15 protein-coding genes are annotated in these 12,234 nt (G+C 72.3%); 7 read left to right on the top strand and 8 right to left on the bottom strand.

Annotated features, from left to right (window positions below; translation table 11 throughout):
• The first annotated feature begins 26 nt into the window (after positions 1-26).
• The 6 genes from OHA19_RS30785 (at position 27) to OHA19_RS30760 (ending at position 5,570) form a co-directional block, all read left to right on the top strand.
• A complete protein-coding gene (locus tag OHA19_RS30785; RefSeq protein WP_405711370.1) occupies positions 27-698 on the top strand; it encodes a TetR/AcrR family transcriptional regulator in 672 nt (223 codons plus the stop codon).
• Positions 699-727: 29 nt separating this feature from the next.
• Positions 728-1,726 (top strand): DEDDh family exonuclease, encoded by a 999-nt coding sequence (locus tag OHA19_RS30780; RefSeq protein WP_405711372.1) that lies wholly within the window; start codon positions 728-730, stop codon positions 1,724-1,726.
• Between the two features lie 63 nt (positions 1,727-1,789).
• Entirely contained in the window at positions 1,790-2,023 is a 234-nt protein-coding gene (locus OHA19_RS30775) for a hypothetical protein (protein ID WP_388581272.1), read from the top strand.
• A 71-nt stretch (positions 2,024-2,094) separates the two neighbouring features.
• On the top strand, positions 2,095-2,910 hold the full coding sequence (locus OHA19_RS30770; RefSeq protein ID WP_405711374.1) for an SURF1 family protein: 816 nt from the start codon (positions 2,095-2,097) through the stop codon (positions 2,908-2,910).
• A gap of 99 nt (positions 2,911-3,009) precedes the next feature.
• Positions 3,010-4,809 carry a glycoside hydrolase family 15 protein gene (locus OHA19_RS30765; protein ID WP_405711376.1) on the top strand — a complete coding sequence of 600 codons (1,800 nt, stop codon included), beginning with the start codon at positions 3,010-3,012 and terminating at the stop codon, positions 4,807-4,809.
• A 5-nt stretch (positions 4,810-4,814) separates the two neighbouring features.
• Positions 4,815-5,570 carry an SDR family oxidoreductase gene (locus OHA19_RS30760; protein WP_405711378.1) on the top strand — a complete coding sequence of 252 codons (756 nt, stop codon included), beginning with the start codon at positions 4,815-4,817 and terminating at the stop codon, positions 5,568-5,570.
• 49 nt (positions 5,571-5,619) lie between these two features.
• Here OHA19_RS30760 and amaP read toward each other — a convergent pair whose 3' ends face one another.
• From amaP to OHA19_RS30735, 5 genes are read right to left on the bottom strand one after another with little or no spacing between them, the layout of a single operon-like run.
• Positions 5,620-6,198 (bottom strand): alkaline shock response membrane anchor protein AmaP, encoded by a 579-nt coding sequence (amaP, locus tag OHA19_RS30755; RefSeq protein WP_405753330.1) that lies wholly within the window; start codon positions 6,196-6,198, stop codon positions 5,620-5,622.
• 5 nt (positions 6,199-6,203) lie between these two features.
• Positions 6,204-6,890, bottom strand: a complete 687-nt coding sequence (locus tag OHA19_RS30750) for a DUF6286 domain-containing protein (protein WP_405752323.1) — start codon at positions 6,888-6,890, stop codon at positions 6,204-6,206.
• Complete coding sequence (locus OHA19_RS30745; RefSeq protein ID WP_405721324.1) at positions 6,887-7,240, bottom strand: hypothetical protein; 354 nt, start codon at positions 7,238-7,240, stop codon at positions 6,887-6,889. Before OHA19_RS30745 ends, OHA19_RS30750 begins: the two co-directional genes overlap by 4 nt.
• Positions 7,241-7,242: 2 nt before the next feature.
• Positions 7,243-7,434, bottom strand: coding sequence for a hypothetical protein (locus OHA19_RS30740; RefSeq protein ID WP_405711381.1), 192 nt, complete (start codon positions 7,432-7,434; stop codon positions 7,243-7,245).
• Positions 7,435-7,466: 32 nt separating this feature from the next.
• Entirely contained in the window at positions 7,467-7,943 is a 477-nt protein-coding gene (locus OHA19_RS30735) for an Asp23/Gls24 family envelope stress response protein (RefSeq protein ID WP_405711383.1), read from the bottom strand.
• Between the two features lie 92 nt (positions 7,944-8,035).
• On the opposite strand from OHA19_RS30735, the gene OHA19_RS30730 reads away from it, so the two are divergent.
• Positions 8,036-8,737, top strand: a complete 702-nt coding sequence (locus OHA19_RS30730) for a hypothetical protein (RefSeq protein WP_405711385.1) — start codon at positions 8,036-8,038, stop codon at positions 8,735-8,737.
• Positions 8,738-8,910: 173 nt separating this feature from the next.
• Here the strand turns inward: OHA19_RS30730 and OHA19_RS30725 are convergent, their stop codons facing one another.
• The 3 genes from OHA19_RS30725 to OHA19_RS30715 form a co-directional block, all read right to left on the bottom strand.
• Positions 8,911-9,702 (bottom strand): enoyl-CoA hydratase/isomerase family protein, encoded by a 792-nt coding sequence (locus OHA19_RS30725; protein WP_405711387.1) that lies wholly within the window; start codon positions 9,700-9,702, stop codon positions 8,911-8,913.
• A gap of 150 nt (positions 9,703-9,852) precedes the next feature.
• Entirely contained in the window at positions 9,853-10,074 is a 222-nt protein-coding gene (locus tag OHA19_RS30720) for a helix-turn-helix domain-containing protein (RefSeq protein WP_018518904.1), read from the bottom strand.
• Positions 10,075-10,415: 341 nt separating this feature from the next.
• Positions 10,416-12,014 carry an ABC-F family ATP-binding cassette domain-containing protein gene (locus OHA19_RS30715; protein WP_405711389.1) on the bottom strand — a complete coding sequence of 533 codons (1,599 nt, stop codon included), beginning with the start codon at positions 12,012-12,014 and terminating at the stop codon, positions 10,416-10,418.
• Positions 12,015-12,234 lie beyond the last annotated feature (220 nt).

The following is a 12,234-nucleotide window of genomic DNA, read 5'->3' as shown; positions in this document are numbered from 1 at the left end:
ACGGAGTTCGAGAATCAAGGAGCGCTGTGGCGCGTTCGTCGCTGACCCGCGAAGAGGTCCTGGACACGGCCGCCGCCCTGGTGCGGCGGCACGGCCCGCAGGCCCTCACCATGCGTGCCCTGGCCGCTGAACTGGGCACCGCGGTCACGTCGATCTACTGGCACGTCGGCAATCGCGAATCGCTGCTGGACGCCCTCGTCGAGCGCACCGTGCGGGAGATGGGCACCCTCCGCCCGGCCGGCCGGACCCCGGCGGCCCGCATCGTCTCCGTGGCCCGCGGCCTGCGCCGCGAGCTGCGGGCCAGGCCGCATCTGATCGCGATGGTCCACGAACGGGGGCTCACCGAGCGGATGTTCCTCCCCGCGCAACAGGCCCTGGTCCACGAGGTGCACGCCGCGGGGCTGCGCGGGGCGCGGGCGGCGGCGGCGGTGCGGGCGGTGCAGTTCCAGACCGTCGGCTTCCTGCTCGTCGAACGCAACCGGGAGCGGTCCCCCGTCCAGTCCCCCGGCGAGGGCGATCTGTGGACCGCTTCCACCGCGGACGACGACCCGGCGCTGGCCCGCGCACTGGCCCGGCCCGCCGACCCGGACCGGCTGTTCGAGGATTCCGTGCGGGCCCTGGTGGAAGGGCTGCTGACGGGCCCCGTACGACAGGGGCCGGGCCGCGGAACCGGGACGCGGGGGCGGACGGCCGAATAGGAGACTGTCAGTCGCGGCCCGTATTCTCTGTGACCATGCTCGACGACCGCCAGACCGCAGCACCGTGGCCGACCGCCTACCCACAGGGGTACGCGGTCGTCGACGTGGAGACCACCGGGCTCGCACGGGACGACCGGATAGTGTCCGCCGCCGTCTACCGCCTGGACGCGCAGGGCAATGTCGAGGACCACTGGTACACCCTCGTCAACCCCGAGCGCGATCCCGGCCCGGTCTGGATCCACGGCCTGACCAGTGAGGTGCTCGAAGGCGCCCCGCTCTTCCCGGAGGTCGCCGCGCAGCTCTCCGAGCGGCTCGCGGACCGCGTCCTCGTCGCGCACAACGCGGCTTTCGACTGGTCGATGCTGGCCCGGGAGTACGCACGGGCCTCGATCGTCGCCCCCGTGGAACAGCGGCTGTGCACCATCGCGCTCGCCAAGGAGCTGCGGCTGCCGCTGCCCAACCACAAGCTGGCGTCGCTGGCCGCGCACTTCGGCGTCGTGCAGCAGCACGCCCACCACGCCCTGGACGACGCCCGGGTGCTGGCCGAAGCGTTCCGGCCGAGTCTGCACGCGGCGGCGCAGGGCGGGGTGCGGCTGCCGCTGCTGGAGTGCCGGCCGCTGACCGAGTGGTCGGACTCCCCGGTCACCCCGCGGATCGGCTATCAGCCTTCGTACGGTCAGAACAGCTGGCGCGCCTCGCGCAAGCGCCCGGCGTGCCCGTATCCGAACCCCGGGCGGTACCAGAAGGACAAACCCCTCATGCAGGGCATGCGGGTGGCCTTCTCCGGGGACACCTCCGTCGACCGCGAGCTGCTGGAGGACCGGGCCGTGGAGGCCGGGCTGCATGTGGCGACCAGCGTCTCCCGGCTGACCAGCCTGCTGGTCACCAATGACCCGGACGCGGCGACGTCGAAGACGGTCAAGGCGAAGTCGTTCGGCACACCGATCCTGGACGAGAGCGCCTTCACCCATCTGCTGCGCGATGTGGCGCCCGCCACCGCCCAGGTGCCCGCGCCGTCATCGGAGTGAACCGGCGGCGACTCGCCCGCCCGCCGCTCGCCGCCGCGGCCCCGGCGTCCCACCCTGTGGCGCATGGCACGTTGTGAGGTTTGCGGAAACGACTACGGCATGTCGTTCGAGGTGCACGCGCAGGGCGCGATCCACGTCTTCGACTGCTTCTCCTGCGCCATCCACCGCATGGCGCCCATCTGTGAGCACTGCCGGGTCCAGATCATCGGCCAGGGTGTCGAGGTCGACGGGCACTGGTTCTGCGGCGGGCACTGCGCCCGCGCCGAGGGGAAGGTGGGCATCATCGACAAAGTCTGAGCAGCCCTCGCCGCGCCCCCTTCCCCGACCCCTGCGCGTAGCACCTCACGGCACAGTTGTACCGTCGTGGGGTGTACCGCTTCCTGTTGACCCGGCAGTGGCTGATCCTCGCCCTCCTCGCCCTCGTCCTGATTCCCACCATGGTCGAGCTGGGCTTCTGGCAGCTGCACCGGCATGAGCACAAGGTCGCGCAGAACTCCCTGATCTCCCGCAACCTCAAGGCGAAGCCGGTCCCGGTCGCCTCCCTCACCGCTCCGGGTCACACGGTCCCGCGCTCCGACTACTGGCGGACGGTGACCGCCACGGGTACGTACGACACCGCCCATCAGGTGGTCGTACGCCGCAGGACCTCCTCCGACGACCGGATCGGCGTCCATGTGCTGACCCCGCTCGATCTCAAGGGCGGCGGCACGGTCCTGGTCAACCGCGGCTGGGTGCCCGCCGCCGCGAGCCAGCAGGCCTTCCCCGACGTACCGGCCGTGCCCCGGGGCGAGGTGACCGTCACCGGACGGCTCAAGGCCGACGAGACGACCAGCGCCAGCGGCATCAAGGACATCTCGGACCTGCCGGACCGCCAGGTGATGCTGATCAGCAGCACCCAGGAGGCCGAACGGCTCTCCCGGCCGGTGCTCGGCGGCTACATCGAACTGACCGCGCCCGAGCCCGCCGGCGACTCCCCGGAACCGATCGAGGCCCCCGACGACAGCTCGATCGGCCCGCACATGGCGTACGCCGTGCAGTGGTGGCTCTTCGCCGCCGGGGTCCCGGTCGGGTTCGTGGTCCTGGCCCGCAGGGAGAAGCGCGACCGGGCGGACGCGGCGGCGGAGGCCGCCGCCGGGGAGCAGCAGCCCGCCGAGCCGGAGAAGCCGGAACCCGCCACGGCCTGACCCCCGGTCCGCCGGATGAGGGCGGGGGCGTGCCCGGCCGGGTGACCCTTGCGGCCCGGCTCTGCTTAACGAGGCCCGGGTTCGGGAACACGCCAGAACGTGACCCCACGCATCGAGGACTACGCCCTCATCGGCGATCTCCAGACAGCCGCCCTGGTCGGCAGAAACGGTTCTGTCGACTGGCTCTGTCTCCCCCGCTTCGACTCGGGTGCCTGTTTCGCGGCCCTGCTCGGCGACGAGGACAACGGCCACTGGCGGATCGCCCCGAAGGGCGCGGAGACCTGTACCCGGCGCGGCTACGCGGGTGACTCCCTCGTCCTGGAGACGTTCTGGGAGACCCGCACCGGCACGGTCAAGGTCATCGACTTCATGCCGCAGCGCGACCACGAACCCGACGTCATGCGGATCGTCGAGGGGGTCAGCGGCACCGTCGAAATGAGCTCCGTGATCCGGCTGCGCTTCGACTTCGGCTCGGTCGTGCCGTGGATGCGCCGCTCGCAGGGGCACCGGGTGGCGGTCGCGGGGCCGGACTCGGCCTGGCTGCGCAGCGAGCCGCCGGTCAAGACCTGGGGCCAGCAGTTCTCCACCTGCTCGTCGTTCAGTGTCTCCGCGGGCGAGAAGGTGGCGTTCGTACTGACCTGGCATCCCTCGCACTCGCCCCGCCCCGAACTGGTCGACCCGTACGAGGCGCTGGAGAACACCCTGTCCGACTGGGTGGAGTGGTCCGCCCGGTGCAAGTACCGGGGGCCCTACCGGGAAGCGGTGATCCGCTCGCTGATCACGCTGAAGGCGCTGACCTTCGGCCCGACCGGCGGCATCGTGGCGGCGCCCACCACCTCGCTGCCGGAGGAGATCGGGGGCGTACGGAACTGGGACTACCGCTTCTGCTGGCTGCGGGACTCCACACTGACCCTCGGCGCCCTCGTCTCGGCCGGCTACCTGGAGGAGGCGGCCGCCTGGCGGGACTGGCTGCTGCGGGCGGTCGCCGGGGACCCGGCCGACCTCCAGATCATGTACGGGCTCGCGGGCGAACGCAGACTGCCCGAGGCGGAGCTGCCGTGGCTGCGCGGATACGACAACTCCGCCCCGGTCCGGATCGGCAACGCCGCGGTCCGCCAGCGTCAGCTCGATGTGTACGGGGAGGTCATCGACTCCTTGCGGCTCGCCCGTGAAGCGGGTCTCGACGACAAGCCGCACGCCTGGAATCTGCAGCTCAGCCTGCTCGGCTTCCTGGAATCCACCTGGCGCGAGCCGGACGAGGGGCTGTGGGAGATCCGCGGCCAGCGCCGTCACTTCGTGCACTCCAAGGTGATGGCCTGGGTCGCCGCCGACCGTGCCGTACGCACCCTGGAGAACGATCCCTCGCTGGCCGGCGACGCCGACCGGTGGCGGGCGATGCGGGACGCCGTGCACCGCGAGGTGTGCGAGAAGGGGTACGACCCGGAACGGAACACCTTCACCCAGTCCTACGGCTCACGGAACCTGGACGCAGCGACCCTGCTGATCCCCCGGACCGGATTTCTGCCGCCGGACGATCCCCGGGTGATCGGTACGGTCGACGCGGTCCGGGCCGAGCTGGGCCGGGACTGCCTGGTCCGCCGCTACAGCACGGACGGCGCTTCGATCGACGGGCTGCCCGGCAGCGAAGGGGCCTTCCTGGCGTGCTCGTTCTGGCTGGCCGACGCGCTGCGCCTGACCGGGCGCACCGAGGAGGCCCGGGACCTCTTCGAGCGGCTCCTGGCGCTCCGTAACGACGTGGGGCTGCTCGCCGAGGAGTACGACACCGTCGGCCACCGTCAGCTGGGCAACTTCCCGCAGGCGTTCAGCCACATCGGTCTCGTCGGCACCGCCATGGCACTGGCCGGTGAGGACACGCTGGAGCCCGACGCGGCAGGATAGGGGCCATGGATCTTGGACTGAAGGACCGTGTGTACATCGTCACCGGAGCGACCCGGGGGCTGGGCAACGCCACGGCGCGGGCGCTCACCGACGACGGGGCACGGGTGATCATCACCGGCCGGGACGCGCAGCGCGCCGAGGCGGCCGCCGCCGGACTGGGGCCGGACGCGGTCGGCCTCGCCGCCGACAACGCCGACCCGGCCTCCGCACGGCGTCTGGTGGACGCGGCGCACGAGCGGTTCGGGCGGCTGGACGGCATTCTCATCAGCGTCGGCGGGCCCGCGCCCGGCTTCCTCGCCGACAACACCGACGAGCAGTGGCAGTCGGCGTTCGAGTCGGTGTTCCTGGGCGCGGTACGGCTCGCCAGGGCCGCGGCGGAGGTGCTCGGCGAGGGCGGTGTCATCGGCTTCGTGCTCTCCGGCTCCGTGTACGAGCCGATCCCCGGGCTGACCATCTCCAACGGGCTCCGTCCCGGCCTGGCCGGTTTCGCCAAGTCCCTGGCCGACGAGCTCGGTCCGCGCGGGATCCGGGTGGTGGGCGTGTTGCCGGCCCGGATCGACACGGACCGGGTGCGTGAGCTGGACGCCCTCTCCGGCGACGCGGAGGCCGCCCGGGCGGCGAGCGAGGCGCAGATCCCGCTGCGGCGCTACGGGACCCCGGAGGAGTTCGGCCGGACCGCGGCCTTCCTGCTCTCGCCCGCCGCCTCGTATCTGACAGGCGTCATGGTGCCGGTCGACGGCGGCTCCCGGCACGGTTTCTGAACCGGGGTCCGTCCCCCGGTCGCCGGCCGGCTCGTCCGGCGACCGGCGGTCAGCTCACCCGTTCCGCGCGGTGCTTGACCGCCCTCAGCCGCACCTCGGCCGGCAGCTCGGCCAGCCCCGCCGAGTCCCGCGCATGGGCCAGCGCCTCGTCGGTGAGGCGGCCGAGCGCCACGTCCGGCGCCGCGTGCGGCTCCATCAGCAGGCGGATCCTGGCCTGTGGCGCGCTGCGCCGCCCGGTCAGCGCGACCCGGGCGCCGGCCACCCCGTCCAGCGTCCCCGCCTCACCGGCGAGCACCCCTTCCAGAGCCCGGCCCCGCAGCAGCGCCCCCTCGCCGTCCCCGCTGTCCACCAGCACCTCGGCGAGGCGGGCGCGGCGCAGCTGGGCCAGCAGCCACCACAGGGAGAGGACGACCACGACGGCGAGGGTGGCGATGACCGCCGGCCACCACCAGCCCTGGTCGCGCCAGCGGTTCCGGTCGGCCGCGCTGATCAGCACATCGCCCTTGCCGTACCAGGGCCACCAGGGCGGCACGGCGAGGCCGAGGCCGGCGGCGAGCACCGCGCCGCCGCAGCAGATCAGTACCAGCCCGGCGAGGCCGAGCAGTACCCGGTTGACGGTCCTGAGCAACGGGCTCACCCCTTCTTCGCGGGCCGGCGGACATGTACGGACAGGCTCGGCGGCCGGGCCAGCCCGAGTTCCCTGATGCCGGTCCCGAGCACGGTGTCCAGATCGGCCCGTACGTCGTCGAGTTCCCGGAAGTGCGAGACGGCGCGCACCACCACCCTGCCCCGGCCCATCCGGACCCGTACCGACTGCACTCCGGACACCTCGACGGCCCGGTCGCGCAGGACCAGTGCGGCCGCGGACCGGTCGAGTGCGGCCCGTACGCCGGGACGGTCGCGGCGCATGGGCAGCAGGGCGCGGAGGCCGGGGGTGACGGCGAGCACGAGGAGCCACAGGCCGATGGCCACGGCGAGCGCGGCGGCGGCGAGCAGCCAGGTGTTCTCCAGCGGGCGCTCGGCGAGCTGGCCGGCCAGCGACCGGCGCCACCGCATCGCCGGACGGTCGGCCCGCACCGCGGCCACGTCGTAGAGCAGCAGTCCGCTGCCGCCGAGAACCACGAGCGCGAGGAGCGTCGCGGGGATCCGGCGCGCCGACCAGAAGCGGCCCGCCCCGGCGGGCCGCTTCTGGCGCGCGGGCACCGGGTCGTACGCGGCGGACGAGGCGGACTGGTCGAGTTCGAGCGCACCGCCCTCTTCGACGGGGCCCGGGGTGGGCAGCCGTCGGGTGGGGTGCTCCGGTTCATGGGGCTCGGTCACTGGATCCTCCCCTGTGCCGCGGCGCTCGCTCCCGTCGGATGCAGGCGCTCTACCTGTACGGCCACCTCGGGCACTTCCATCCCCGCCAACGCTCTTACCCGTTCGGCGACATGGCGACGCACCCCGCCGCACTGGCGGCCGATGTCGCAGGGGTATCCGAGCTCCAGGCTCACCCGCACCCGGGCGGTGTCCCGGTGCACCGTGACCGTGGCGCGCGGTGCGGCGCCCTGTTCCGGTGGCTCGTCGATCGCCTCCTTCGCCGCCTGTGCGGCGATCTTCGCGACCACCCGGTCGGCGATCCGGGTCTCCCCGCGCTCACCGGCGGCGATCCGGTCCTTCACCGACAACACCGTCACCGCCGTCGGTCGCCGCGCTCGCGACTCCGGAAGAAGTCACCGAACTCCAGGTCGCCCTCCAGGAGGCGGCCGGCGACGAAGCCGACCGCTCCCAGTGCGGCCACCAGCAGGAAGGCCCCGAATCCACCGAAGTACCCGGCGAATGCGAGCGCCATGCCGGCCACCATGCCGGCCACAGCCATGCTCATCGTGTGCTCCTCAACTGCCTCGCGTCGGAGGTCTACTGGAGCCGTGGCTCGGGCTGGTCCTCGTCGTCGGCCTCGTCGGGCAGCTTCACGTCGCTCACCGCGATGTTGACCTCGACGACCTCCAGCCCGGTCATCCGCTCGACCGCCGCGACCACGTTCTCCCGTACGTCGCGGGCGACGTCGGAGATCGAGACGCCGTAATCGACGACGATCTCCAGGTCGAGAGCGGTCTGGGACTCACCGACCTCCGCCTTCACCCCGCGGGTGACGGACTTGCCGCCGCCGGGGACCCGGTCGCGCACGGCTCCGAAGGTGCGCGAGAAACCGCTGCCCATCGCGTGCACTCCGACCACATCGCGGGTCGCCATCCCCGCGATCTTCTCGACCACGCCGTCGGCGATGGTCGTACGGCCGCGGGTGGCGGGGGCTCCCCCGCCACGCTTGACGAGCGGAGTCGATTCCTTGTCGGGGTTCTCCGGGCGGTTCCGCTGAGTAGTGGTATCGGTCATCGCCATTTTTCCCTTCTGGGCAGGTTGGACCTACTTGCCCACATTAGGTGTGCTTGCCCCGTCCCGCGCCGTGGATGCGGCAGGCTGGGGCAATGACGACGGATGACGGCCCGCACAGGGCGGACGGATGGACAGCGGCGGTCCGGCAACGGCTCGGCCTCGGCCGGCTGCTTCCGCTGGGCGGTCCGGCGGACGGGACCTGGATCGCCGAGCGGGCCGCGGTCACGGTGCTGCGCGCAGCGGTGGCGGGAGCGGGTCCCGGCCCCGTGCTCGGGGAGCTGAGGATCTCGGTGGCCGATCCGGACGGGGCGCCGGAGGCGGAGGTGGAACCGCCGCCGAGCGCGCTGCGGCCGGGCCCGCTGCGGATCGAGGCGGACATGTCGGCCGTGTCCGGTCAGCCGCTGCCCGCCGCGGCCGAGGCGCTGCGCGCGACGCTGCTGACGGCGGCCGGGCAGCGGCTGGGCCTGGTGGTCGCCGCGGTGGACGTCCGGGTGACGGAACTGCTCGACACGGCGCCGGAACGACCGGCGCCCGCGCCGGTGGAGGTGCGCGCCACGGAGGCGGAGGGGGTCGCGGGGACCGTTGCGGCGGGTGTTCCCGGTGTGGTGACGCTGACCCGGGTGCTGGGCCATGCGGTGCACGCGCGGCCGGGCCATGTGCGGGTCGAGCTGGCGACGGCCTCGGACCACCGGGCGCTCGACGTGGGCCGTGCGGTGCGGGGCGCCGTGGCTGCGGCGGTGGAGGGGGATCCCTCGGTCGCGGTGCTGGTCACCGCGGTGGTGACGCAGGGCTGAGCGGGGGGCCGGGCCGATCGGCGGGGGCGGGTCGAGCCGTGGGGGCAGGGCTGAGCGGTGGGGCGGGGCCGGGAGCCGGGGGCTCGGCCGAGTGGGGGGCCGGGCCTCGTCGTGAGGCGGGGGCCGAGTCCCGGTCCGGGGCGGGCCGCCCGCCCCGGACCGGGAGCCCGCTCTCAGTCGGTGATGCCCGCCAGATCGCGCAGCCGGCGGCCCTGCGCGGCGCGTTCGGCGACGCGCTGCTCCTCGAATCCACGGGAGACGGCACCGCTCAGCAGCGCCTTGGTCTCCACGACGGCGTCACGCGGGGCGGCCAGCAGCGCGCCGGCCAGATCGCGGGCGGCGGCGTCCAGCTCACCGGCGGGGACGACGAGGTTGGCCAGGCCGGTGCGCTCGGCCTCCTCGGCGTGCACGAAGCGGCCCGTGGCGCAGATTTCGAGCGCGCGGGCGTACCCCACCAGGTTCACCAGGGGGTGCGTACCGGTGAGGTCGGGTACCAGACCGAGGCTGGTCTCGCGCATGGCGAACTGCACGTCCTCGGCGACGATCCGCAGATCGCAGGCCAGGGCGAGCTGGAAGCCGGCACCGATCGCATGCCCCTGGACGGCCGCGATCGACACGATGTCGTTGCGGCGCCACCAGGTGAACGCCTCCTGGTACTCGGCGATGGTCGCGTCGAGCTCGGCCTCCGGGCCACGCGCCATGTCGAGGAAGGACGGCTCGCCGTCGAACCCCTCGGGGGTGAACGCCTGCCGGTCGAGCCCCGCGGAGAAGGACTTGCCCTCACCGCGGAGCACAACGACCCGCACGCTGCCGGGCAGCGCCCGTCCGGCCTCCGTCAACGCCCGCCACAGAGCGGGGGACTGAGCGTTGCGCTTGGCCGGATTGGCGAGGGTCACCGTGGCGACCGCGTCGTCGACGGTGAGTCGTACGCCGTCCTTGTCGAGCACAGAGTCGAGCGAGGTCATGGGGCGCCTCCGGATCGGTTCAGTCAGCATGCAGAGCTAAGTGACTGAACAGTAACCACCCGGTCGGCATCGCTGCCGACCGGGTGGCCACCGCCGAAAGCCGGTGGGCCCCGGGGCGGGCCGGACGGCCTGCCCCGACCGCCTGGGCCGTCAGGCCGTGGCGGCCTTCTTGCCCCGCGTCGCTCCGCCGCGTCCCCGCAGCGTGACTCCGGACTCGCTGAGCATCCGGTGGACGAATCCGTAGGAGCGGCCGGTCTCTTCGGCCAACGCCCGGATGCTCGCACCGGAGTCGTACTTCTTCTTCAGGTCTGCCGCGAGCTTGTCGCGCGCGGCGCCGGTAACCCGGCTGCCCTTCTTCAGAGTCTCGGCCACCCGTGCCTCCTCATGGGAAGTGCGCTCTGGACTCTCATGATCACCCCTCGGGAGCTTCCTGGCCACCCATTCGGCAAGGTCCGTGCAACCGGGTTCCCGGCCGGGGAACGGGCCGGCACGACCGGAATTCTGCATTCCGCGGGGCTGTGGCACCGGGCGGGGCAAGGCCCGGGACCGAACCGGCAGGTCAGGGCCACACGGGGTGCGCGGCCGCCATACGGGTGCGCCCGGCAGGTATCTGCCGGGCGCCGCGCAGGGGTACGAGACGTACTCACGCAGATGATGGATCACACGTAGGCCGAATGATCCAGACGAAGTGGATCAGACGGCGGCGGGCCGGATCAGGCCAGCGCGACCAGGTCCTGGTAGTCCGCGCCCCACAGGTCCTCGACACCGTCCGGCAGCAGGATGATGCGCTCCGGCTGGAGTGCCTCGACCGCGCCCTCGTCGTGCGTGACGAGGACCACGGCGCCCTTGTACGTACGCAGCGCGCCGAGGATCTCCGCGCGGCTGGCCAGGTCGAGGTTGTTGGTCGGCTCGTCCAGCAGCAGCACATTGGCGGAGGACACCACCAGGGTCGCCAGGGCGAGACGGGTCTTCTCGCCGCCGGAGAGGACACCGGCGGGCTTGTCGACGTCGTCGCCGGAGAAGAGGAAGGAGCCCAGCGTCTTGCGGACCTCGACCAGGTCGAGGTCGGGCGCCGCGGAGCGCATGTTCTCCAGGACGGAGCGGTCCGGGTCGAGGGTCTCGTGCTCCTGGGCGTAGTAGCCGAGCTTGAGACCGTGGCCCTCGATCACCTTGCCGGTGTCGGGCTCCTCGGCGCCGCCGAGGAGCCGGAGCAGGGTGGTCTTGCCCGCGCCGTTGAGGCCGAGGATGACGACCCGGGAGCCCTTGTCGATGGCGAGGTCCACATCGGTGAAGATTTCCAGCGAGCCGTACGACTTGGACAGGCCCTCCGCCATCAGCGGGGTCTTGCCGCACGGTGCGGGCTCGGGGAAGCGGAGCTTGGCCACCTTGTCGGAGACCCGGACGGCCTCCAGACCGGAGAGCAGCCGCTCGGCACGCTTGGCCATGTTCTGCGCGGCGACGGTCTTGGTGGCCTTCGCGCGCATCTTGTCGGCCTGCGAGTTGAGGGCCGCAGCCTTCTTCTCGGCGTTCTGCCGCTCGCGCTTGCGGCGCTTCTCGTCGGCCTCGCGCTGCTGCTGGTAGAGCTTCCAGCCCATGTTGTAGATGTCGATCTGCGAGCGGTTGGCGTCGAGGTAGAAGACCTTGTTGACGACCGTCTCGACGAGCTCGGCATCGTGGGAGATCACGATGAAGCCGCCGCGGTAGGTCTTGAGGTAGTCGCGCAGCCAGACGATCGAGTCGGCGTCGAGGTGGTTGGTCGGCTCGTCGAGCAGCAGGATGTCGGCGTCCGAGAAGAGGATGCGGGCCAGCTCGACGCGGCGGCGCTGACCGCCGGAGAGCGTATGGAGCGGCTGTCCGAGCACCCGGTCGGGCAGGCTGAGCGCGGCGGCGATGGTGGCGGCCTCGGCCTCGGCGGCGTAACCGCCCTTGGTGAGGAACTCCGTCTCCAGGCGCTCGTACTTCTTCATCGCCTTCTCGCGGGTGGCGCCCTTGCCGGTCGCCATCCGCTCCTCGTTCTCCCGCATCTTGCGCAGGATCTCATCGAGGCCGCGGGCGGAGAGGATGCGGTCGCGGGCCAGCACGTCGAGGTCGCCGGTGCGGGGGTCCTGCGGGAGGTAGCCCACCTCGCCGGAGCGGGTGATGGTGCCGCCGACGGGGCTGCCCTCGCCCGCGAGGCACTTGGTGAGTGTGGTCTTGCCCGCTCCGTTGCGGCCGACGAGGCCGATGCGGTCGCCCTTGGCGATACGGAAGGAGGCGGACTCGATGAGGATGCGGGCGCCGGCACGCAGCTCGACGCCGGAAGCGGTGATCACGGTAAAACTCCAGGGCGGATTGGACGGCGGACGGGACGAGGGCGGAGGTGTCTCGACGCCGCTAATGCACAAGGAGAATTGCCATACGGGCCATTCTACTGGCGGCGTGCAACTGCTTTTCCGCATGCATCCACGGCACTTGCCCGGCGGTCGCCCCGCGTCGCCGCCCCACTCCACCGCGCAACAGAAAAGGGCATAGCGGTGTGAACTATCCGATACT

Origin of the sequence: Streptomyces sp. NBC_00012, assembly GCF_045040875.1 — a bacterium.
In the GTDB taxonomy this organism is placed as follows: domain Bacteria; phylum Actinomycetota; class Actinomycetes; order Streptomycetales; family Streptomycetaceae; genus Streptomyces.
Note: the sequence above shows the minus strand (reverse complement) of the source record. Positions and strands in the feature narration are given on the sequence as shown.

Bases quoted from the DNA above. Each gene is read 5' to 3' on its own strand.
- OHA19_RS30775 (WP_388581272.1), top strand. From the start codon at position 1,790: ATGGCACGTTGTGAGGTTTGCGGAAACGACTACGGCATGTCGTTCGAG.
- OHA19_RS30735 (WP_405711383.1), bottom strand. From the start codon at position 7,943: ATGACCGATACCACTACTCAGCGGAACCGCCCGGAGAACCCCGACAAG.
- OHA19_RS30730 (WP_405711385.1), top strand. From the start codon at position 8,036: ATGACGACGGATGACGGCCCGCACAGGGCGGACGGATGGACAGCGGCG.
- OHA19_RS30760 (WP_405711378.1), top strand. From the start codon at position 4,815: ATGGATCTTGGACTGAAGGACCGTGTGTACATCGTCACCGGAGCGACC.
- OHA19_RS30740 (WP_405711381.1), bottom strand. From the start codon at position 7,434: ATGAGCATGGCTGTGGCCGGCATGGTGGCCGGCATGGCGCTCGCATTC.
- OHA19_RS30725 (WP_405711387.1), bottom strand. From the start codon at position 9,702: ATGACCTCGCTCGACTCTGTGCTCGACAAGGACGGCGTACGACTCACC.